Source organism: Serratia sp. AKBS12 (genome assembly GCF_024793895.1).
Lineage (GTDB): Bacteria > Pseudomonadota > Gammaproteobacteria > Enterobacterales > Enterobacteriaceae > Serratia_F.
The window spans coordinates 106,927-127,695 of the sequence record NZ_JANUSB010000017.1; the positions used below are offsets into that span (position 1 = coordinate 106,927).

A 20,769-nucleotide genomic window follows, 5' to 3' on the forward strand; every position below is an offset into this window, starting at 1 on the left:
GAACTACTGATAATGAATATCGCCAAAATATTCCGAGAGCACCACATAACGGCAATATTCAAACGGCTGATCGGCACCACTGAGAAAGGTTTGCCGAGCAACCGACAGTAACGGCGTATTTGACGCTACCTGCAGCAGTTCACACAGCTCCCGGGACGGCAAGATGGCGTCGATTTTTTCCACCGCGGAGCCAATGGCGATCTGATAGCGCGTCATCAGCAACTGGTAGAGCGACTGATTGGCCAGATCCTGCGGCTGCAATTGCAGTCCGGGAAAAAAAGACAGATTGATGTAGATTTTCTCATGGTTGAACGGCTTGCCCTTGGCGGAACGCACGCGCGAAATAAACAGATACTTATTGCCGGGCGGCAGGTTCAGCCCATCCAGCAGGGCATCTTTGGCGCTGCGTTGCGCAATGTCGAGGATCTGACTGTCGATGCGGATCTGGGAAAAACTGAGGTCGGCGGTGATGCCGCGGAAGGTATGACCGTAACTTGCTCCCTCTGGCAACGCATTGACCACCGAGCCGGTGCCGCGCTGCGAGGCAATGATGCCGCTTTCCACCAGCGCGTTCCACGCCTGCTTTACCACGATCAGCGATACATCAAACTGGCGGGCGATGTCTTTTTGCGTCGGCAGGCGATCGCCCAGCCGGTATGTGCCGTCAAGGATCCGATGGCAGATAATGGAATATAACTGCTTGTATAATGGCGTATAGCTCGCCTTATCTACCACCAACGTAAAACCTCGCCTGGTCAGGTTGGAAGGGAAAGTTGCAGCGCTTTCCCTTGGTTATGCATTATTCGGTTATTGAACGCGCCAGCGCCTCCAGCGAGAAATGATTCATTTTATCCAGCAGAGGCAGGTAATGTTCAGGCCAGGCCGCGGCACCATGGTATGCCCCTGAAATCGCGCCGACCATGGTTGCGACGGTATCCGTGTCATTACCGATATTAACGGCGGAAATAATAGCATCAACCGGCGTGGCGGCACAGCAGGCAAATAACCCCAGCGCCGCGGGAACCGCCTCACTGACGTGCAACCCGGTGCCGATAATATCGTTCAGTTCGACGATCGCGGTTTCCCAGTGGCGATGACGCTTGCCAATGGCAACGGCCAGTTCGATGCGCCGACCGACCGACGGCCCGGCGATCGCCATTGCTCCCTGCTCTGCAGCCAGAGCCAGCCCCTTATCCGCTCCATAGATCGACGCGGCGACGATCGACGCGCTGCTGGCGCTGGACGAGAGTGCTTCGGCGATCGCTGCCGCCATCGCGGCTGCACCAGACATTGCCAAAACGTTATTGTGGGTAAAGCGCGCAATGTCGAGCGCACACTGGATCGCACCCTCCAGATCGCCTGGGTGCAGCACCGCGGCAGGCCAGATCTTCATCGCCGAGCCGTTGGTGGCTGCCGCGTTGCCACCGTTGATGATCTGCACCGACTGCTTTTCCCCTTCCAGCTCGCCCTGCAACGATGCACGCCGATCGTTGAAAATGGCCTTCATTGCCGCGCGCGTCGTCGGGCCGGTAAAATTGGCATAAAAGGGGTAATCCAGCCAGCGTTGAAAGGCTTCTTTCATCGCCGAGTCTGTGACTTTACGCCCATGAGTTAGCAGCGCATCCATAATATATTTCGCCTGAATAAAATCGTCAGTGCACATGCCGGCCTCGTTACAGCGCCCAAAGGTATCCGCCGGCGGTTTGACAAAGGTGGTCACCCAGCCGCCAAAAGTGTCTTTTATCTGTTGTTGCGTTCGTACCTCCGTTGCTGCGCCCATCGCATCAGCAGCAGCGGCGCCGATCAGGCAGCCTAAAACATGGTCGTAATTTGCGTTCATCAAAGTCTCCTTGGGTTTATCGCATCTGATGGGTCATAAATGCCGCCAGTTGTTCGGCATCTGGCAGCGCCGTCATGGCGCCTTTTTGTGTCACCGCCGCCGCACCGCAAAAATTGGCGACGTTCATCGCCGAGGTGAGCGGTTGCTGCCGCCAATCCGGTTGCTTCGCCAGCTCGATAAGTAATCCGCCGACAAAGGCATCGCCCGCGCCGGTGGTGTCGACAACCTGCACCGGCAGCGCCGGGTAATGCCGCTCTTGCCGTTGATGTATCAGATACGCCCCCGCTTCGCCGAGCGAAATGACGGTGGTCGGACAGCCCAGTTCGCGGGCGTAGTAACGGGCGGAATGCCAGTCCTGCCGTTGAGTCAGTCGACACAGCTCATCGGCCGAAATCTTGCAGATATCCGCCTGGGCAATGGCATTTTCGATTTGTGGCGCAATGTCGGCCGGGCGGTCCCACATGGCTTCGCGCAGGTTGACGTCAAACAGCACGGAACCCTGCGCCAGACGCATGCGCCGAGCGCCTTGCAGGCAAGCGTCACGCGCGGGCTGGCGAATCAGGCCGATGGAGTTGAAGTAAAACCATTGATTGGCAGCAAACGGCGGTAGATCGGCCGCGCAGACAAAACTGTCGGCGCTGGGGGCCACCAGATAACTGAACGAGCGCTCGCCGTCTGCCGCCAGATCGACAATCAGTACCGCGGTTTTCAGCGCCGGGTCGAGCGTCAGATGACCAATGTCGACCCCTTCACGCCGCAGGGTTTGCGCCAGAAAGTGCCCAACCGGGTCCAGCCCAAGCCGGCCAATAAAGCCGCAATGGCCGGCCAGCCGTGCGATACAGACCGCAACATTGGCTGACGCGCCGCCGGGGCATTTCAAATAGCGTTGTTGGTCGTCGGGCACCAGATCGACCGAGGCATCGCCAATTACCCATACGGTATTTTTAGCCTGCATATCAGCCTCGCTTGCCAAGCACTAATTTCAGCTCGGCGTAGTAATGATTATTAATAATGTAACGCTTCATTATCAGGCTAATGGCGAAATGAAACAGGGCAGGAATAACCGTCATCATTAGCGCTATTCCGGCCAATGCCGTTGGCGATTGCTGCGCATCCGGCTGATAACCGAAATAACTCAGCAGAAAACCCAATATTCCCCCGGCGATGCCCATGCCGAACTTCTGGAAAAACAGGATGCCACCAAAAGCCAGACCGGAAACCCGTTTGCCATTTTTGTTTTCACCGTAATCTACCGCCTCGGCAATCGACGACCAGAAAATCGGCATTTGCATATCGCAAAAATAGTTAATCAGGAAATAGGCGACAAAAGCCAACCACAGATCGCCCTGCCCCACCAGAAAATACATCGCCAGACTCAGAATAAAGGTCATCATCTGGCTGTGGCGGAACAGTTTTATCTTGTCATATGCTCGGGTTATATAGGTGGTGGATATCATTGCCAATATCGAAGCCACTACGCCGATGGTCAAAAAAGGTGAAATTAACGCGTCGCCGCCGTTTAGATAATATTTGGCATAATACGCCGCCACCGAACCACGAATCACATATCCGCACATCAGCAGCATGATCACCACCCCCAGCAGTAACCACTGATCGTTACGCAACAACAGTCTGAACTGTTCGCCGCTGCGCATGGTGGGGATTTCTGGCCGGCTGCGTTCGCGCGTGGCCAGGAAGCAGAAGATGAACAACGCCGCCCCGACCGCCCCCATCAGCCCCATCGACAACTGATAGCCCAGCGCCTTGTTACCCTGGCCGAGCCACACCGCCATTATCGGCACAATGATGGTTACCAGAAACGCGGCAATCTTGGTCATCACAAAGCGATAACCATTCGCGCTCAACCGCTCTAGCGGGTCGTCGGTAATAACGCCAATCATCGAGATATAAGGAATGGTTATCGCGGTATAAACCACGGTCATCAGTATGTAGGTAAAATAGGCCCAGGCCAATTTTGCAGTATAGGCAACGTCCGGCGTAATAAACATCAGGTAGACCGCAAAACCAAACGGCAGCGCAAACCATAATAGATAAGGACGGTAACGCCCCCAGCGTGTATTGACCTTGTCGGTATACATTCCCATCAACGGGTCGATAATGGCGTCAAGAAAACGCACCACCATAAATAACACGCCGACGTCGACCGCATGCAAACCGTATACGTCGGTATAAAAATAGGCCAGCAACAATTGCATCGCAATCATGATGATATTGATTGCCATATCCCCGGCGCCAAAGCCTATTTTCTCTATTACTGACAGTTTCATCTGAGCACCTTTTAATAACGTATGACGCCGGCAACAACGGCGGGCCATTTTTATTATTCACAACCTGGCCGTTCAGGCTGGGTTGTTGGCGACACAAGCCGGTTCGCTTGCCTCACCCCCTGGAACGCTGGCACAACCCCAGTGTAGTGAAGTCGATAAAAATATAAAGGTATACTGTTATACTTTTTAATTGCGATCACAAAAAAAGGCCCGCAGGCAGCGTTAGCATCGGTGCGGTTACAATGAAAACCTATCGTATTCAATCTACTGGGAAACAGATAAGGATAGCGATGATACTTGTATCAAACGCCTATCGCGGGCAAGCTAGGCTTCTTTAAGTACCACATGGGGAACGGCGTGAATACGCAGCATTTATTACAGGCTTTGCAGCAGCAAATCGCGGCGCTTGCCAGTGAAGTAACGCCGCGCGGCGATGCAGCGGTTTCGCAGGCGCGCTTCGATAGCGCGTTATTCGCCAACCACGGGACGCGACTGCGAGATTACCTGGCGCAGGTACAGAAGAACTTCAGCCAATTGCAAACCGCCGTCCATGACAACCGCAACGCGCAAGTGGCGTTCCTGGCGGAAAAATTGGTCGCACAGATCGGCGCGCTGCAACGTGAACTGGCAACCCAGGCGCTGCGGCGTCAGAATCAGCCCAAAGCGCCGGCGCAGGTCGATCTGTACCATAAGCTGGCAGAGCATCAGGATTATGAGCGCCGTTTGCTGGCGATGATCCAGGATCGCGAAAGTCTGTTGGGCCGACAAACCACTCTGGCAGGGCAGCAAAAAATACAGCAGGAGCTGGCGGCGCTCGAAGGCCGTCTGATGCGATGCCGTCAAGCGTTGGCACGCATAGAGCGCAGTATTGAAAGAAAAGAAAACGGTTTTTGAAGTTTTATCACATTATTTGAAGGAATATTCCCCTCCCCGGCCAGGGTTCACTATACTCAGCCAGTGTCAGAATTCATTCACCCATCGCAAACCAAATAATGTTGGATTTATGTCCCTAGAAAATGCTTCACCAGAATTGCAGCTGGCAGTCGATCTGATTTACCTGCTGGAATGTAACGAGATCGATCCAGCCACCGCGCTGGCGGCGCTGGATATCGTCAAACGCGACTATCAGGAAAAAATGCAGCGCAGCGGCGCCGCCACGCCGTATCTGCCCGGCAACCCTTAACCGTGCTTCAGCGGTTGTTCATCAGCTGGCCGGTTGTTCCTCACCAGGATTGTAGTCACGCCTCACTTCCTGCACCTCGTTACCCTGCTGATTATGCAAATACACCTCCAACTGATTGAAGGCGATATTGATGTCGTTTTCGCGGCACAAACGATCGATGGAACGATTAAGCTCATCGACGGTGTAACTGCGGTCGCGTAGCTCGCGTACGTACAGGCGCAATTCATGATCCAGCGTGCTGGCACCGAAATTCAGGAAAAACACCTGCGGTTCCGGATCGGCCATTACCCGCGGGTTGTCGTGCGCAGCCTGCAGCAATACCTGTTTGACCTTGTCCAGATCGGAACCGTAAGCCACGCCTACCTTGATCAACACCCGGGTAATGGTGTCGGACAGTGACCAGTTGATCAGCCTTTCGGTAACGAACGCCTTGTTCGGAATGATCACTTCCTTGCGATCGAAATCGGTGATGGTGGTGGCGCGAATGCGAATTTTACTGACCGAACCGGAAAAGGTACCGATGGTAATGGTATCGCCAATGCGCACCGGGCGTTCAAACAGGATGATCAGGCCGGAAACAAAGTTGGCGAAGATCTCCTGCAAACCAAAGCCCAGCCCGACCGACAGCGCCGCCACCAGCCACTGCAGCTTGTCCCATGAGACACCCAGCGATCCCAGCGCGGTTACGGTGCCCACCGCAGTGATCAGATAGGTCAGGATGGTGGTAATGGCGTACGACGCCCCCTGGCGCAACTGCAAGCGTGACAGCACCAGCACCTCCAGCAACCCCGGCAGGTTGCGCGTCATGACATAGGCGACCATCACCGCCAGCAACGCCACCATCAGATTGCCAAGCGTCACCGCCTGCGGCACGCTACTGCCAGCCACCACGCTGGTGTAATGCCACAGCGAGATGCTGTCCAGGTAGCCGAACACCGTGATCAGATCAGACCAAATCGCATAGAACGCGGTCGCGAACAGCAAGAACAGCGCCATGGTGGTCAAACGCAATGACTGCTGGTTGATCTGGTCCAGCGCCAGCGGCGGCTCTTCCACCGGTTCGTTGCCTTCTGCGCCCTCTTTCGCCAGACTTTGGCGGCGCGCCAGCGCCCGCCGGTAGGCCAGACGGCGTGCGGCAACGCTCAAGCCGCGAATGGCGGTCAGATAAACGATATTCCACAGGAAGAACAGATACAGACTGTCGATCCAGCGCCCTGCCAACCGCAGCGTGGTATAGAAATAACCGGCAAGCATCAGCCCAAGCAGCATCAGCGGCGTCGCGGCAATGGCGGTAACAATTACCAGCCGTACCGCATGCGCGCCTTTTTCGCGCCAGCTGTCACGGCAGATCGGGAATACCAGCACCGCCAGCAGTAACAGCGTCAACATCACCACCACCTGACCAATGACGTCTTCCACCAGTCGCAACGGCGCCTTTTCACCCAGAACCGACCAGAAGATCAGCGGCAACAGCGCTAGCCCCAGACGAATTGTCTGGCGGCGGTAGTGCGCGCACAGGCTCGCCGACAGGGCGAAATGCCGCTCGGCAATCCCCCCCGGCACCATTAGGCGGAAGGTGAAACCGAACACCAGGTAAAACAGCGTCAGCTGCTGCGACAGCGACCATAAAAAATCGCTGATGCTGATTTCCGAGCGGTAACACCAAAAACCGGCGCCAAGTAGCAATGCGGCACCCGGCACCACTTTTAGCAGGATCAGCAATAGCGCCTTTGGCGTATGCAATTGGCTGTCGCGCTTCAATTGCCCGACGTCGTTGCCGAGCTTTTGTATATGGCTGTCAATCAGGCTATAGCGCCAGCGCAGCAAGCCGATCAACAGCAACATCGGCAGCAGGAACACCAGCACGCGCAGCCCGCCGTCCAGCAGTTTGGCGGCTTTGAATTTGAAATCCAGCGACGCCAGCTGCTGTTTGATGGCACCGGGCAGGGCCTTCAGCCAGGCCAGATCGATGGGTTTATTGCTGTTCACCCAAAAAATCTGCTGGGTCAGCGTGTCCTGTACCGAATCGTATACGCTGGTGAGCTGCTGCTGATTGATTTGCAGATTAATCGCCAATGTCAATTGATTGCTCAGTTGGCGGTTCAATTGATCCAGTAATTCACGGCGCATATCAATGATTTCATTCAACGCATCAATCACATCATCACTGGCCTTTTCCTGGGCATTGGCCAACAGCTTATCGATGTAATCATTGCCCTTGAACAACTCGTCCCGCTGCTGGTTAATGTCAAACTGCTCCAGACGCAGGTCGGCGATATGGGTTTGCATATCCGCCACCAGTATCCCCTGCGGCAGGCTCTGCTGCTGCTGGTACAGAATGCGCGACAGCACCAGACTGCCTTTCAGCATCTGGATCTGTTCTTTCAGATTGCGTTCGGATTGCAGGCCACGATCGAGCCAGCTTTTTACCTGGATATTTTGCTGGAACAGGGTGTTGCTTTCACGCGTTGCGGCAATCAGCCGCTGGCTGAGCTGGCGATTGAGATCCAGTTCGTTGCGCACCAGCGCATCGTGCTGGATGTCGGTGGCATCTTCCGGGTTCTGCGCCGCTTTGGCGGTTTTTTCCGACAGCGTCAGGCGTTTGCTGTTGACCACGTTCTGCAGCACCTGCACCTGATGGTTCAACTGCTCTATATGGCCGTTGGTATAGTCACGCTGTTTCTGCAGCAAATCCTGGAGCGTAGTATTGGCTTCAAGGCTTTTACGTTGCAGTTCGATCTGCGCATTCAATAAAACCTGTTCCGTAGCCAACATCTCCTGTTGGCTGGTGCGCAACATTGCCTGCCCCGGCGATTGCCCATTCAGTTGATTGCGGATCTCCTGCAGGCGTTGCGATGCGGTGTACATGCTGGTTTGTACCCGTTCCGGCTGGGTTTGCAGCGACACCAACTGGCTATTGTAGGTCGACAGGCTTTCCTGCGCGGTTTGCAGCTCATCCAGCGTTTGGTACAGGCGACCTTCCAATTGGCGCAGCGACAGCGTCAGCAGTTCGGCACGTACCGTGGTATCATCCGGCGGCGATTTCAACGCCTCCAACTGCTCCGTCACCTGCCTCAGCTTCACCGGTGCCTGCTGTAACTGCTGTTTCAACTGCCCCCCTTCCTGCCGGATATGCTCGATAGCGTCCAGCAGTTCAGTGGTGCGGTTGAGATCCTGTTGCGACAGCTTTTCGACCGGCGTCAGCGTTTTTTGCCTGGCCAACGCCTCAAGCTGGTTCTGGATATCACTGCGCGACGGCAGGTCGCTATTATAGGAAATCTGTGCCAGCGCCGGCTGCCATAGTGTGCAGACCATCAGAAGCAACAGTGCCACGGCGCGGCATGGCACCGTGTACGACATTGACAGTAAAGCCAAAGGGAAGGACGTGACGAACCTGCGACTCATGATTTGACTTCGTTTCAACTAATAAGCCTAAAGGTTAGCATGTTCGCCAAGCGGCAAAAAACGAGAAAAATATTGCCGATGATGAATGGGGGTCTGACCGCAGACTCAAAACGTCAGGACTTTCTCCGCCGCTAGCGTCCACTGAGCCAGTTCGACCAGCGTACCAATCTCCACCCCGTCAACCAGAGTCAGTCGGCTGACGCCGCGCGCATCGGCGCAGGTTTTACACAGCTTGATCGGTACCTGCTGCGCGCTGAGAATTTCCAGCATCTGCTGCAGGTGATAGCCTTCGTGTGGCTGCTGCCCGGCGATACCGGCAATCACCGCGTCAGACATCAGAAACAGTTTCAAATCCAGCGAGCCTTGCTGCTCTTTCAAGGCAATCGCCAGACGCAACGCATTAAACAGCGATTCCTGCCCGTAGGCTGCACCGCTGGCAATCAGTACCATTGAAGTCATCTATTCCTCCCTGTTTGCTATTGAAGGGGGCCGTCGACACGCTGCATCAACGCCGCCCGCTCACCCGGTTTGATACGCAACGTTGGGCAGTACTGCGCCATTTCGATAAACGCATCAACCAACGTTGCTGCCTCGCGCTTCAAATCAAAACTTTCCGGCATAAAAAGCCAGTTTTCCATCAGGCCGGTGACATAGGCACGCAAAATAATAGCCGCACGGCGGATATGCAGATCCTCCGGTAGCTGGTCATGACGGATGCAGTTCTCAAGCACTGACTCAATCCGCTCGTAACTTTCCAGGTACAATACCTTGCGCACGTCATGTAATGGCATCATTTCGCCCACAAACTCGCATTTATGAAATATAATTTCCATCAATGCACGTCGACGGACGTCTTCTACCGTAGCGGTCAAGATGTAAATCAGGATTTCCCTTAAAATCCTCAGTGGATTCTCTGGAAACTTTGCCTGATACTCTACTTCGAGGTCACCTATTTTCGATTCTGATAATTCCCAAACTTCGTTAAACAGGTCTACCTTATTTTTGAAGTGCCAATAAATTGCACCACGGGTAACCCCGGCTGCGGTGGCAATATCTGTCAGTGACGTTGCAGAAACGCCACGTTCAGAGAATTCTCTTACCGCAGCATCAAGAATGTGCTGTCGGGTTTCTTGCGCCTGCTGTTTGGTTTTTCGTGCCATGGCGTTGTTTTTTAGGGGGACTGTGATTTACATACATTCGCGAATGTATGTACCATAGCACGCACATATAATTAACGCAGCAATGGGTTTTAATGCTTGTGATCCATTGATCATTTTGAAATCGGACACTTGAGGTTTTTCTATGAACAAAAACAGAGGGTTAACGCCTCTGGCGGCAGTTCTGATGCTTTCCGGCAGCTTAGTGCTTACAGGATGTAATGATAAAGAAGCCCAACAGCAAGGCGCGCAACAACCGGCCCCTGAAGTGGGTGTGGTGACCCTGAAAACCGAACCTCTCAACATTACTACCGATCTCCCTGGTCGCACCGCTGCGTATCGCATCGCCGAAGTTCGTCCTCAGGTCAGCGGTATTATTCTGAAACGCAACTTTGTTGAAGGTAGTGATATCAAAGCCGGTGAGTCGCTGTACCAGATCGATCCCGCGACTTATCAAGCCACCTATGACAGTGCCAAAGGCGATCTGGCCAAGGCTCAGGCCGCAGCCGACATTGCCCGTCTGACGGTCAACCGTTACAAACCATTGCTGGGTACCAATTACATCAGTAAGCAGGATTACGATACCGCCATCTCCACCCTGCAACAGAATAACGCGGCAGTGGTCGCGGCCAAGGCTGCGGTAGAAACGGCGCGCATCAATCTGGCCTATACCAAGGTGACCTCGCCGATTTCCGGGCGTATCGGCAAATCCGCCGTCACCGAAGGTGCGCTGGTAACCAGTGGTCAAACCAACGCGTTGTCTACCGTACAACAGCTGGATCCGATGTACGTTGACGTTACCCAGTCCAGCAACGATTTCCTGCGTCTGAAACAGGAACTGGCCAGCGGCTCGCTAAAGCAGGAAAACGGCAAGGCCAAGGTCAAGCTCCTGCTGGAGAACGGCCAGACCTACGCACAGGAAGGCACGCTGGAATTCTCTGACGTAACCGTTGATGAAACCACCGGCTCCATCACCATTCGCGCCGTGTTCCCGAACCCGAAAGATGAACTGTTGCCTGGCATGTTCGTGCGCGCTCGTCTGGACGAAGGCGTTCGCAACGACGCGCTGCTGGTTCCACAGCAGGGCGTAACGCGTAATCCGCGTGGCGATGCGACTGCGCTGGTGGTCGGAGCCGACAACAAGGTGGAACTGCGTTCACTGAAAGCGGATCAGGCGATTGGCGACAAATGGCTGGTCAGCGAAGGGTTGAAAGCCGGCGATCGCGTTATTGTCACCGGATTGATGAAAGTCAAACCGGGCGCGCAGGTAAAAGCACAAGAAGTTGACACTCAGGCGCAAAAACAGCCACAGGCTGACGCGCAGAAGTCATAAAAAGGAGCCGGTAATACATGGCTAAGTTCTTTATAGATCGCCCTATTTTCGCCTGGGTAATCGCCATCATCGTGATGTTGGCGGGGGTGCTTGCGATAATGAAACTGCCGATTGCGCAGTATCCGACTATCGCACCACCGGCGGTGACGATCTCCGCCACCTATCCTGGCGCTGATGCCACGACGGTGCAGGACACCGTGACACAGATTATCGAACAGAACATGAACGGTATCGATAATCTGATGTACATGTCCTCATCCAGTGATTCCTCTGGTAGCGTACAAATTACATTGACGTTTGAATCCGGCACCGACCCTGACATCGCGCAGGTTCAGGTCCAGAACAAACTGTCTCTGGCAACGCCACTGTTGCCACAAGAGGTGCAACAGCAAGGCCTGAAAGTAGAAAAATCCAGCAGTAGCTTCCTGATGGTAGCCGGCTTCGTTTCCGACGATCCGAACATGACCCAGGATGATATTGCGGACTACGTGGCTTCCAATATCAAAGACCCGATCAGCCGTTCTCACGGCGTGGGTGAGGTTCAGCTGTTCGGGGCACAATACGCGATGCGTGTCTGGCTCGATCCGAACAAGATGAACAACTTCCAGCTTACGACGACCGATGTTACCAGCGCCATCACCGAGCAGAACAATCAGATTGCCGCCGGGCAACTGGGCGGTATGCCTCCGGTGCCGGGCCAACAGCTGAACGCCTCGATCATTGCGCAGACCCGTCTGAAGTCACCGGAAGAGTTCGGCAAGATCCTGCTGAAGGTTAACAGTGACGGTTCGCAGGTGCGTCTGAAAGACGTGGCACGCATCGAACGCGGTGCTGAAAACTATTCGGTAACGGCGCGCTTCAACGGCAAACCGGCGGCAGGTCTGGGTATCAAACTGGCCACCGGCGCCAACGCCCTGAACACCGCCGCTGGCGTAAAAGCGGAACTTGGCAAGCTGGCTCCCTTCTTCCCGCAAGGGATGAAAGTGGTTTATCCGTACGACACTACTCCATTCGTCAAGATTTCGATTAATGAAGTGGTGAAAACGCTGTTCGAAGCGATCGTACTGGTATTCCTGGTCATGTATCTGTTCTTGCAAAACTTCCGTGCGACGTTGATTCCAACCATCGCCGTACCGGTCGTCTTGCTGGGAACATTTGCCATTCTTGCAGCGTTCGGCTTCTCGATAAACACCCTGACGATGTTCGGCATGGTGCTAGCGATAGGTCTGTTGGTGGATGACGCCATCGTGGTGGTGGAAAACGTCGAGCGTGTGATGTCCGAAGAGGGACTGCCGCCGAAAGAAGCCACCAGAAAATCGATGGATCAAATCCAGGGTGCGCTGGTCGGCATCGCGCTGGTACTGTCGGCGGTATTCGTACCAATGGCGTTCTTCGGCGGTTCTACCGGGGCGATTTATCGACAGTTCTCGATCACCATCGTTTCGGCAATGGCCCTGTCGGTGCTGGTTGCGTTGATTCTGACGCCGGCGCTGTGTGCCACCCTGCTCAAACCGGTAGCGAAAGGCGACCACGGCGTGAAGACCGGCTTCTTCGGCTGGTTCAACCGCATGTTCGAAAAGAGCACGCACCACTACACCGACAGCGTAGCCAACATTCTGCGCAGCACCGGTCGTTACCTGCTGATCTATCTGCTGATCGTCGTCGGCATGGCGTTCCTGTTCCTGCGTCTGCCGTCCTCGTTCCTGCCGGATGAGGATCAGGGCATCCTGCTGACCATGGTGCAGTTGCCTGCCGGTGCCACCGAGGCACGTACCTCTAAAGTTCTGGAAGAGGTCACCGACTACTTCCTGACGAAAGAGAAAGACAACGTGGTGTCGGTGTTTACCGTTGCCGGCTTCGGCTTTAACGGTAATGGCCAGAACAACGGTCTGTCCTTCGTCAGCCTGAAGAACTGGGATGAACGTCCGGGTACCGAGAACAAGGTTGAGGCGATTGCTGGCCGAGCCATGGCTGCCTTCTCGAAAATCAAGGACGGTATGGTCATTCCGTTCAACCTGCCTGCAATTATCGAACTGGGCACCGCGACCGGCTTCGACTTTGAATTGATCGACCAGGGCGGTCTGGGACACGAAAAACTGACCGAAGCGCGTAACCAGCTGTTGGGCATGGCTGCAAAACACCCAGATGTTCTGGTCGGTATGCGTCCTAACGGTCTGGAAGATACGCCGCAGTTCAAACTGACCGTCGATCAGGAAAAAGCCAAGGCGCTGGGCGTCAGCATTACTACCATCAACAGTACGCTGACCACCGCGCTGGGCGGTTCGTACGTCAACGACTTCATCGACCGTGGTCGTGTGAAGAAGGTTTACGTACAGGCTGATGCACCGTTCCGTATGTTGCCGAACGACATCAACAACTGGTATGTGCGCGGCGATAGCGGCCAGATGGTACCGTTCTCCGCCTTCGCTACCGCGAAGTGGGAATACGGCTCACCGCGTCTGGAGCGATACAACGGTCTGCCATCGATGGAAATCCTCGGCCAGGCTGCGCCAGGCAAGAGTACCGGTGAAGCCATGAACCTGATGGAAGAACTGGCGTCGAAACTGCCAAGCGGCGTTGGTTATGACTGGACCGGCATGTCCTACCAGGAACGTCTGTCTGGCAACCAGGCCCCGTCACTGTATGCCATCTCGATTCTGGTGGTGTTCCTGTGTCTGGCGGCGCTGTATGAAAGCTGGTCGATTCCGTTCTCGGTGATGCTGGTACTGCCACTGGGGGTTATCGGTGCGCTACTGGCGGCAACCATGCGCGGTATGAACAACGACGTTTACTTCCAGGTGGGCCTGCTGACAACCATTGGGCTATCGGCGAAGAACGCGATATTGATCGTGGAATTCGCCAAGGATCTGATGGAAAAAGAAGGCAAGGGGCTGATCGAGTCAACGCTGGAAGCGGTTCGCATGCGTTTGCGTCCGATTCTGATGACCTCGCTGGCCTTCATCCTCGGGGTACTGCCGCTGGTTATCAGCAGTGGCGCTGGCTCCGGTGCCCAGAACGCGGTAGGTACCGGCGTTATGGGCGGGATGATCACCGCAACCGTGCTGGCGATCTTCTTCGTTCCGGTGTTCTTCGTGGTGGTACGCCGCCGCTTCTCCAAGAAGAGCGAAGACCTCGAGCATTCTCATCCGGTTGAGCATCGCTGATCCCCTTCTCTACTGAATACCAAGGCCGCGTATGCGGCCTTTTTTTATGCCCCCCTCCCTTGACACGCGCAATGGTTGCTCTGGGTCGACAATTTATACTTGATCGAGTACGCCGATCGGCGCATACTTATTGTTATAGTATAACATAACATGAGAGGTCATCATGAAAGCAGACATTCATCCAGAATACCGTACCGTGGTGTTTCACGATCTGAGCGCCAATGCCTATTTTAAAGTGGGGTCGACTATCAAGACCGAGCGCACTATCGATCATGACGGCGAAACCCTGCCATACGTCACTATCGACGTCTCTTCCGCTTCGCACCCGTACTACACCGGCAAGCAGAAAGAGTTTTCCAAAGAAGGCAGCACCGCACGCTTCCAGCAGCGTTTCGGTCGCTTTATCGGCAGTAAGTAAAGGGAATCAGCATGCAGGTTTTGAGTTCATTGCGTTCGGCGAAGAATCGCCATCCAGATTGCCGAGTGGTGCGCCGCAAGGGTCGCATCTACGTGATCTGCAAGTCCAATCCACGTTTTAAAGCGGTACAGGGACGTAAGAAAAAGCGTTAACTATCGTAAAACATCTCGTTTATCGTCAAAGCCCCGTAGCTGTTCAACGGGGCTTTTTTATGGGTAATTGCCAATCGGCTCTAACAAGCCCCACCATCCAGACGGGGCTAAATCACCGTTATTTCATACTGGCGACCATGGTTTCGACGTTGTGCTTGAACGCCTGAACATAGGTTGCCGCTGGCCCCTGGGCGGTTGACAGCGCTTCAGGATACAACTCTCCACCAGCCTTGGCGTCGGTTGCCGCGGCGATTTGCTTCACCAGGCGTGGATCGGTCTGGTTTTCGATAAAATAGGTGTGCACCTTTTCCCGTTTGATTTGGGTAATCAACTGGGCAACGTCACTGGCGCTGGCCTCCGCCTCGGTAGAAAAACCCACCGGCGCCAGGAAGGTCACGCCATATTGCTGCCCGAAATAACCAAACGCATCATGGCTGGTCAGTACCTTGCGCTTTTCTGCCGGCACGGCGGCAAATTCCGCCTGCGCCCAGCGGTCGAGCCGTTGCAACTGCTGTATGTATTCGGCGCCGCGTTGACGGAAATAATTGGCATCCTGCGGATCGGCGGCGATCAACGCATTCATCACGTTCGTCGCATACTGAACGCCGTTTTTCATGCTGTTCCAGGCATGCGGATCGGTAACCGGCTTGCCATCCTCTGCCATCTGGCGAGTCGAAATTCCCTGTGAGGTGGTAATCAACGGGCCATGATAACCGGAAGCGTTTACCAACCTGTCGATCCAGCCTTCCAGCCCCAAGCCACTGACAAACACCAAATCTGCCTGTGATAGCAGTTTGCTGTCCTGGGGCGACGGTTCAAAACTGTGCGGATCGCCGTTCGGCCCCACCAGCGACGTCACCTTGACATGCTCGCCACCGATCTGTTTGACGATGTCGCTCAACACGGAAAAACTGGCCACCGCGTTCACGGTATTGGCCATTGCCAACGGGCTGGAAAGCAGAGCCGCCGCCACCAGCGTTATTGATAAACCTTTCATTGGTATCTCCTTGTACAGGGCACTTCTCAACGACGCGCACGGGCATAAATCCCACCACGCCTCCCAAATAGAATCGAAATGAAAAATATCAGGCTGGCACTCAGCACGATCGCCGGGCCGGCGGGCAACGATGCATAATAAGACCACAGCAGCCCGACGATACTGGCGAGTGCGGCGATCGCCATCGCTGCCGCCAGAGTCTGCGGCAGATTACCTGCCCAGAAGCGTGCGCTGGCGGCCGGCAACATCATCAGCCCAACCGACATCAGCGTGCCCAGGATTTGAAACCCGGCCACCAGATTGACCACCACCAATGCCAGAAAAAGACCATGCACCCATGCCAGCCAGCGCGGGGCGCCAACGCGTAAAAAGGTCGCGTCAAACGATTCGATCACCAGCGCCCGATACAACGCAGCCAGCGTCAGCAACGACACGCTGGCGATCCCGCCCACCATCACCATGGCATGGCTATCCACCGCCAGAATCGAGCCAAATAATACGTGCAGCAAGTCAACGCTGGAGCCGCGCAGCGATACCAGCGTCACCCCGAGCGCCAGCGAACCGAGGTAAAAACCGGCGAAGCTGGCATCCTCTTTGAGCGGCGTATGCCGGCTGACCAGGCCGGAAAGTATCGCCACGGCCAGACCTGCGATAAACCCGCCGATGCCCATCGCCACCAATGACATGCCGGACATCAGATAGCCGATCGCCGCACCTGGCAGTACCGCATGCGACAGCGCATCTCCCACCAGACTCATGCGACGCAATAACAGAAACACTCCAAGCGGCGCAGTGCTAAGCGACAACGCCAGGCAGGCCACCAGCGCCCGGCGCATAAAACCGAAGGACAGGAAGGGATCGACCAGCAGATGATGCAGCATCATGACACTACCTTGATCCGGCTAACCGAAGCGTTGGCGGCATGCAATAACGGCAGTTGTGCGAGAACGCGGTCAGCATCGCCCCAATGACAATCGTGCTGCGTCAACAGCAATGCCTGAGGAAAATGCCCGGCCACCATTGCCATATCATGTAAAACCGCGATCACCGTTTTCCCTTGCTGATGCAAACGCGCAATCACCCGCAACAATAAGCCAATCGTCGCGCTGTCGATGCCGGTAAAAGGTTCATCCAGTAAGATCAGCGGCGCTTGCTGGGTTAACAACCGGGCAAATAACACCCGCTGCAACTGACCACCGGATAATTCACTCACCGGCGCGTGTATCATCTGGCTCATTCCCACCGTGGCCAATGCCTCGGCTATCTGCGCGCGCGCACTGGCCGTCAATCCGCCCAGCATGCCCCACCGTCGCCAACAGCCCATGGCAACCACGTCGTTGACAACAACTGGAAACTGGCGATCCAGTTCCGCCTGCTGCGGCAAATAGGCAATCGAGGGAAATTTACTGTCGCCGTAGTCGATATGGCCGCCCTGCAACGGCAATAGCCCGGCGATGGTTTTCAATAAGGTGGATTTGCCGGCACCATTGCTACCGATCACCGCCGTCAGCGATCCGCGGTTGAAACGACCGCTTAACGGTGGAAACAGAGCACCGGTGCCGTAACCAAAAACCGCATGCCGTAATGCGATCATGGCAATGCCACCGCCCAGCCGATGGCCAACCATAATGCCGTCAACAACAGCAGTGCGGCGGCACAGCGCGCCCCGGCAGAGGCGGTGAACCAGCTGTAAACCGGCAATGGCTCCGATTTGTCGTACGCAGAAGAATGCTTCATGTCGCTAAACGCTCTTTAGTTAATGTTATAATATAACATCACAACATTAGCGCAGGCTCAAGCGGCGGAAAACATTTTATTGCAACTTAACGTAACGACCGACAATCCCGCCCCACTTTCTCTCTGGGTAGAGCATTGAAGGTTATTGCTAAGATTGTTCTTAAATAGATGGGCTATTTCCGATACGGTAAACGCTTGGGAATTGTAAAAAAACTATGGTAAGTGAAAAGTCTGCCGACGACCGCGCGAAAAAAGAGTAAGATAAGGCTAACGTTGTCGAGAGCAGGCAGAGATAAATGCACGTAACCTTGGCTTGTCAGCAGAACGTTAGCTCACTTTCTCGCGATCAATTAATGAAAGTGATTAACGATCGACTGTCAGAGTTAGTTCCCGCGTTAACTAGCGGCCTGAGTTTTTATTCAGAAAATGCTCATTATACTGAGGGATCATTAGAAATACTTGAGTTACGACAGCTGTCCGCACTTGAGTATTCAATGAGTTACCGCTACCAGTGGTACATCTTCAATGCCTGCATTGATATCTACGCTCATGAATACCTTAGTGACAGTGTGCGTTTTAGCCTGAGCCGACAAGGGTTAGTTTTTGATATAATTGACAACTCCCGCCCGTCAACGGCAGACGAATTGTAAGATTACGTAATAATTACAGGCCAGCTGCGGAAAAATGATTTATATTAATAATACGGAAAGTTTATATCGCATCACTTAAGCTACCTCCGACAAGAAGTCCACCAGCTTACTCACAGAGTGTTATCACACCGAAATTAAGACTTACGGAGGGGATGATATGGATGAGTATTCGCCTAAGCGGCACGATATTGCCCAGCTTAAATTCTTGTGCGAAACTTTGTATGATGAAGGGATCGCGACTCTCGGTGACAGCCACCATGGCTGGGTAAACGATCCAACGTCTGCGATCAACCTACAGCTTAATGAACTGATTGAGCATATTGCTTCGTTTATCATGAGCTATAAAATAAAATACATGGACGAAAGCGATTTTTCGGAACTGGTCGAAGAATATCTCGACGATACCTACACGCTGTTTAGTAGTTACGGTATTAATGATTCCGATCTGCGTCGTTGGCAAAAAACCAAAGCGCGACTATTCAGAATGTTCTCAGGAGAGGGCATCTGTACTACGATGAAAACTTAAGGGATAATTATCCCCAAATTATTCGACGGTTAATAAGACTAAAGGTTATCATGACTAAAATTGACTATCTGATGCGTTTACGTAAATGCACCACGATTGACACGCTTGAACGCGTTATTGAAAAAAACAAGTATGAACTTTCTGACGACGAACTGGAACTTTTTTACTCTGCGGCGGATCATCGGCTGGCCGAGCTGACGATGAATAAACTGTATGACAAAGTGCCGACTGCCGTTTGGAAATACGTAAGATAATCCAAGATTTGTCTGCGTTGAGCCGATGCCGTGGTCGGCCTCAATGAGAATATTATTTAGCATTCTTTTATTCCTAAAAGATATTACGTCAATATCTAGCACCATGAAAAATCAATTTACTTTTGGCTGCTCATTGCCTCCAGTCTGGATGCTTTTTTATCAGCGGGTAAAGGCCTGCGCTTGCTCCGTTAATATCCAGGCAAGGTAACCACCAATTACTGATGGCAGCTTTGCTCCTAGCGGGAGCGGGAATGTAGTCTTAGCGAAAATTGCGCGGAAACCACGGGAAACGTAGGAGGTATCTCTAACAGCTCCAGCAGGTTTCCTACGCGAGGGAGAGACATGCAGGCGGGATAGCACAGCGGCAATAGCACCAAAGTCATCAACATCCTCGCTGCTCGGCCGCGTCTCACAGAACACCATGGAAAACCGTTCACCGGTGCTCAGATTTGGCCGTCCTACATCCCCATTTAGCAGTTCAACTGTATCCATCCCTGCCCCCATTACGTTAGTCGAATTGATATTAATAGCTAAGGCCTAACCCGAGGCAACAGGCTTAATAACGCCTAGTTGCAAACCTCTCACGACTCAAAAATTTTGAACCAAGCGTGAGCAGGAGATATGAGAATGTAAAAGTTTTGATAAAAGGCAATAATTGAGATTAGTCTTATAAAAAGATTTCTTATGAAACAACCTTGATGCTATATAAGCGTGCAACTGTTCCTTGTGAGCGTCTTTAGCTCTGAGTGGTGATGATACAGCTGCAATTGGTGGAGTGAATGACGAATTATCCTCGGAGAGGGGAAAGAATAGCGCTGAACACGCATTGAGCAAGTGCGAAGTAATACGCGGATTTCCCGACGTTTTCGAGCTGCCGGTAGATTCTACGGTAGTAGCCAATGCCGTGACGGGAGAGAGCCAGGTGAGATACGGTTAGTATCCCCTACGATCCACAAAAAGTGTGACGCCTGCGAATACAATGCTCTAAATCTAAATAAATAACCAACAAATCAATCAGTTATCTAAATTGGTGGAGGCCCTGCCAGCTACATCCCGGCACACACGTCACCTGCTGCGGCTGCTTCCTTCCGGACCTGACCGAGTTCACAAGTTAGTGTTGCGGGAGAACCAACAGGGCCCCCATTGACGGCTTCTGTACTTCGAAGCGGTGGGCATTATCGTTGATGGCACCCCAAATAGCAAGCCAACCGGACCTGACCGCTGTTTTCTTACCCACCCCTGCTGTGGCACACTGCCAACCTGGGTTTTACAGGGTAGGTAAACAGCAGATGGAATCAACAGATGCCACCTTCCGCCAGCGCGTATTTCATGTCGTCGCGGCAATTCCTGCGGGTAAAGTCACCACCTATGGTGAGGTGGCGCAACTGGCGGGATCTCCGCGCGCTGCACGGCAGGTCGGTGGCGTATTGAAGAAGTTACCGCCAGGCAGCAGTTTGCCATGGCACCGGGTGATCAATCGTCATGGCAAGATTTCATTGCGCGGGGAGGATTTTCAGCGTCAGCGCCAGGCGCTGTTGGCGGAGGGTATCCAATTTGGCGTCGGCGGCGTGATCGATCTGCGCCGTTTTGGCTGGCGCCTATAATAAAACAGCCTTTGGCCGGCCGGCCAAAGGCTGTCGAACGACACACCGAGATAAGAATCTA

Annotated in this window: 21 protein-coding genes and 1 other RNA gene; 10 read left to right on the top strand and 12 right to left on the bottom strand. The window is 53.9% G+C overall.

The features are described 5' to 3' along the window. Positions 1–3: 3 nt before the first annotated feature. From NYE85_RS21630 to NYE85_RS21645, 4 genes are all read right to left on the bottom strand, one after another. Positions 4–738 (bottom strand): GntR family transcriptional regulator, encoded by a 735-nt coding sequence (locus tag NYE85_RS21630; RefSeq protein ID WP_309600887.1) that lies wholly within the window; start codon positions 736–738, stop codon positions 4–6. 61 nt (positions 739–799) lie between these two features. Continuing rightward, complete coding sequence (locus NYE85_RS21635; RefSeq protein WP_259006767.1) at positions 800–1,840, bottom strand: ADP-ribosylglycohydrolase family protein; 1,041 nt, start codon at positions 1,838–1,840, stop codon at positions 800–802. Between the two features lie 16 nt (positions 1,841–1,856). Next, positions 1,857–2,795 (bottom strand): aminoimidazole riboside kinase, encoded by a 939-nt coding sequence (locus NYE85_RS21640; protein ID WP_259006768.1) that lies wholly within the window; start codon positions 2,793–2,795, stop codon positions 1,857–1,859. Between the two features lies 1 nt (position 2,796). Beyond that, positions 2,797–4,128, bottom strand: coding sequence for an MFS transporter (locus tag NYE85_RS21645; protein WP_259006769.1), 1,332 nt, complete (start codon positions 4,126–4,128; stop codon positions 2,797–2,799). 357 nt (positions 4,129–4,485) lie between these two features. On the opposite strand from NYE85_RS21645, the gene NYE85_RS21650 reads away from it, so the two are divergent. Continuing rightward, positions 4,486–5,022, top strand: a complete 537-nt coding sequence (locus NYE85_RS21650; protein ID WP_259006770.1) for a primosomal replication protein — start codon at positions 4,486–4,488, stop codon at positions 5,020–5,022. A gap of 109 nt (positions 5,023–5,131) precedes the next feature. Beyond that, a complete protein-coding gene (gene rsmS / locus NYE85_RS21655) occupies positions 5,132–5,311 on the top strand; it encodes a pleiotropic regulatory protein RsmS (RefSeq protein ID WP_259006771.1) in 180 nt (59 codons plus the stop codon). A gap of 21 nt (positions 5,312–5,332) precedes the next feature. On the opposite strand, the gene mscK is transcribed toward rsmS, so the two are convergent. The 3 genes from mscK to acrR all read right to left on the bottom strand — a co-directional run bounded on the left by mscK (position 5,333) and on the right by acrR (position 9,876). Beyond that, positions 5,333–8,671 carry a mechanosensitive channel MscK gene (gene mscK / locus NYE85_RS21660; RefSeq protein ID WP_259007010.1) on the bottom strand — a complete coding sequence of 1,113 codons (3,339 nt, stop codon included), beginning with the start codon at positions 8,669–8,671 and terminating at the stop codon, positions 5,333–5,335. Positions 8,672–8,821: 150 nt separating this feature from the next. Then, positions 8,822–9,175: a DsrE/DsrF/TusD sulfur relay family protein gene (locus tag NYE85_RS21665; RefSeq protein WP_259006772.1), complete on the bottom strand. Its 354-nt coding sequence runs from the start codon at positions 9,173–9,175 to the stop codon at positions 8,822–8,824. 17 nt (positions 9,176–9,192) lie between these two features. Then, the gene (acrR, locus tag NYE85_RS21670) at positions 9,193–9,876 is read right to left on the bottom strand and encodes a multidrug efflux transporter transcriptional repressor AcrR (RefSeq protein WP_259006773.1); all 684 of its coding nucleotides are present in this window, start codon (positions 9,874–9,876) and stop codon (positions 9,193–9,195) included. Between the two features lie 142 nt (positions 9,877–10,018). On the opposite strand from acrR, the gene sdeX reads away from it, so the two are divergent. The 4 genes from sdeX to ykgO all read left to right on the top strand — a co-directional run bounded on the left by sdeX (position 10,019) and on the right by ykgO (position 14,940). After that, positions 10,019–11,206, top strand: a complete 1,188-nt coding sequence (gene sdeX / locus NYE85_RS21675) for a multidrug efflux RND transporter periplasmic adaptor subunit SdeX (RefSeq protein WP_004954534.1) — start codon at positions 10,019–10,021, stop codon at positions 11,204–11,206. A 17-nt stretch (positions 11,207–11,223) separates the two neighbouring features. Next, on the top strand, positions 11,224–14,370 hold the full coding sequence (sdeY, locus tag NYE85_RS21680; protein WP_259006774.1) for a multidrug efflux RND transporter permease subunit SdeY: 3,147 nt from the start codon (positions 11,224–11,226) through the stop codon (positions 14,368–14,370). A gap of 163 nt (positions 14,371–14,533) precedes the next feature. Then, positions 14,534–14,788, top strand: a complete 255-nt coding sequence (locus tag NYE85_RS21685; RefSeq protein ID WP_259006775.1) for a type B 50S ribosomal protein L31 — start codon at positions 14,534–14,536, stop codon at positions 14,786–14,788. 11 nt (positions 14,789–14,799) lie between these two features. Further along, a complete protein-coding gene (gene ykgO, locus NYE85_RS21690) occupies positions 14,800–14,940 on the top strand; it encodes a type B 50S ribosomal protein L36 (protein ID WP_004954542.1) in 141 nt (46 codons plus the stop codon). A 118-nt stretch (positions 14,941–15,058) separates the two neighbouring features. Here ykgO and NYE85_RS21695 read toward each other — a convergent pair whose 3' ends face one another. The 4 genes from NYE85_RS21695 to NYE85_RS21710 are packed head-to-tail and all read right to left on the bottom strand — an operon-like array spanning position 15,059 to position 17,674. Further along, positions 15,059–15,937, bottom strand: a complete 879-nt coding sequence (locus NYE85_RS21695; RefSeq protein ID WP_259006776.1) for a metal ABC transporter substrate-binding protein — start codon at positions 15,935–15,937, stop codon at positions 15,059–15,061. A 26-nt stretch (positions 15,938–15,963) separates the two neighbouring features. Further along, on the bottom strand, positions 15,964–16,821 hold the full coding sequence (locus NYE85_RS21700; protein WP_259006777.1) for a metal ABC transporter permease: 858 nt from the start codon (positions 16,819–16,821) through the stop codon (positions 15,964–15,966). Continuing rightward, complete coding sequence (locus NYE85_RS21705; RefSeq protein WP_259006778.1) at positions 16,818–17,531, bottom strand: metal ABC transporter ATP-binding protein; 714 nt, start codon at positions 17,529–17,531, stop codon at positions 16,818–16,820. The genes NYE85_RS21700 and NYE85_RS21705 overlap by 4 nt, the downstream gene beginning before the upstream one ends. Then, on the bottom strand, positions 17,528–17,674 hold the full coding sequence (locus tag NYE85_RS21710; RefSeq protein ID WP_259006779.1) for a hypothetical protein: 147 nt from the start codon (positions 17,672–17,674) through the stop codon (positions 17,528–17,530). Before NYE85_RS21710 ends, NYE85_RS21705 begins: the two co-directional genes overlap by 4 nt. Before the next feature lie 296 nt (positions 17,675–17,970). Between NYE85_RS21710 and NYE85_RS21715 the strand changes: the two genes are divergently transcribed. The 3 genes from NYE85_RS21715 to NYE85_RS21725 all read left to right on the top strand — a co-directional run bounded on the left by NYE85_RS21715 (position 17,971) and on the right by NYE85_RS21725 (position 19,104). Next, complete coding sequence (locus tag NYE85_RS21715; protein WP_259006780.1) at positions 17,971–18,324, top strand: hypothetical protein; 354 nt, start codon at positions 17,971–17,973, stop codon at positions 18,322–18,324. Positions 18,325–18,481: 157 nt separating this feature from the next. Next, entirely contained in the window at positions 18,482–18,850 is a 369-nt protein-coding gene (gene tomB, locus NYE85_RS21720; RefSeq protein ID WP_259006781.1) for an Hha toxicity modulator TomB, read from the top strand. Between the two features lie 50 nt (positions 18,851–18,900). Further along, on the top strand, positions 18,901–19,104 hold the full coding sequence (locus NYE85_RS21725; protein WP_088499884.1) for an HHA domain-containing protein: 204 nt from the start codon (positions 18,901–18,903) through the stop codon (positions 19,102–19,104). Between the two features lie 1,037 nt (positions 19,105–20,141). Here NYE85_RS21725 and ffs read toward each other — a convergent pair. Beyond that, positions 20,142–20,238, bottom strand: an RNA gene (gene ffs, locus NYE85_RS21730) — signal recognition particle sRNA small type. Between the two features lie 155 nt (positions 20,239–20,393). On the opposite strand from ffs, the gene NYE85_RS21735 reads away from it, so the two are divergent. Next, positions 20,394–20,708, top strand: a complete 315-nt coding sequence (locus NYE85_RS21735) for an MGMT family protein (protein ID WP_259006782.1) — start codon at positions 20,394–20,396, stop codon at positions 20,706–20,708. Positions 20,709–20,769 lie beyond the last annotated feature (61 nt).

What these genes read in the sequence shown, in the direction of transcription:
- rsmS (WP_259006771.1), top strand. Translation starts at nt 5,132, where the DNA reads ATGTCCCTAGAAAATGCTTCACCAGAATTGCAGCTGGCAGTCGATCTG.
- NYE85_RS21695 (WP_259006776.1), bottom strand. Translation starts at nt 15,937, where the DNA reads ATGAAAGGTTTATCAATAACGCTGGTGGCGGCGGCTCTGCTTTCCAGC.
- acrR (WP_259006773.1), bottom strand. Translation starts at nt 9,876, where the DNA reads ATGGCACGAAAAACCAAACAGCAGGCGCAAGAAACCCGACAGCACATT.
- NYE85_RS21640 (WP_259006768.1), bottom strand. Translation starts at nt 2,795, where the DNA reads ATGCAGGCTAAAAATACCGTATGGGTAATTGGCGATGCCTCGGTCGAT.
- NYE85_RS21700 (WP_259006777.1), bottom strand. Translation starts at nt 16,821, where the DNA reads ATGATGCTGCATCATCTGCTGGTCGATCCCTTCCTGTCCTTCGGTTTT.
- NYE85_RS21665 (WP_259006772.1), bottom strand. Translation starts at nt 9,175, where the DNA reads ATGACTTCAATGGTACTGATTGCCAGCGGTGCAGCCTACGGGCAGGAA.
- ykgO (WP_004954542.1), top strand. Translation starts at nt 14,800, where the DNA reads ATGCAGGTTTTGAGTTCATTGCGTTCGGCGAAGAATCGCCATCCAGAT.
- NYE85_RS21715 (WP_259006780.1), top strand. Translation starts at nt 17,971, where the DNA reads ATGCACGTAACCTTGGCTTGTCAGCAGAACGTTAGCTCACTTTCTCGC.
- NYE85_RS21725 (WP_088499884.1), top strand. Translation starts at nt 18,901, where the DNA reads ATGACTAAAATTGACTATCTGATGCGTTTACGTAAATGCACCACGATT.
- NYE85_RS21710 (WP_259006779.1), bottom strand. Translation starts at nt 17,674, where the DNA reads ATGAAGCATTCTTCTGCGTACGACAAATCGGAGCCATTGCCGGTTTAC.
- mscK (WP_259007010.1), bottom strand. Translation starts at nt 8,671, where the DNA reads ATGTCGTACACGGTGCCATGCCGCGCCGTGGCACTGTTGCTTCTGATG.
- tomB (WP_259006781.1), top strand. Translation starts at nt 18,482, where the DNA reads ATGGATGAGTATTCGCCTAAGCGGCACGATATTGCCCAGCTTAAATTC.
- sdeY (WP_259006774.1), top strand. Translation starts at nt 11,224, where the DNA reads ATGGCTAAGTTCTTTATAGATCGCCCTATTTTCGCCTGGGTAATCGCC.
- NYE85_RS21685 (WP_259006775.1), top strand. Translation starts at nt 14,534, where the DNA reads ATGAAAGCAGACATTCATCCAGAATACCGTACCGTGGTGTTTCACGAT.
- NYE85_RS21635 (WP_259006767.1), bottom strand. Translation starts at nt 1,840, where the DNA reads ATGAACGCAAATTACGACCATGTTTTAGGCTGCCTGATCGGCGCCGCT.
- NYE85_RS21735 (WP_259006782.1), top strand. Translation starts at nt 20,394, where the DNA reads ATGGAATCAACAGATGCCACCTTCCGCCAGCGCGTATTTCATGTCGTC.
- NYE85_RS21705 (WP_259006778.1), bottom strand. Translation starts at nt 17,531, where the DNA reads ATGATCGCATTACGGCATGCGGTTTTTGGTTACGGCACCGGTGCTCTG.
- sdeX (WP_004954534.1), top strand. Translation starts at nt 10,019, where the DNA reads ATGAACAAAAACAGAGGGTTAACGCCTCTGGCGGCAGTTCTGATGCTT.
- NYE85_RS21645 (WP_259006769.1), bottom strand. Translation starts at nt 4,128, where the DNA reads ATGAAACTGTCAGTAATAGAGAAAATAGGCTTTGGCGCCGGGGATATG.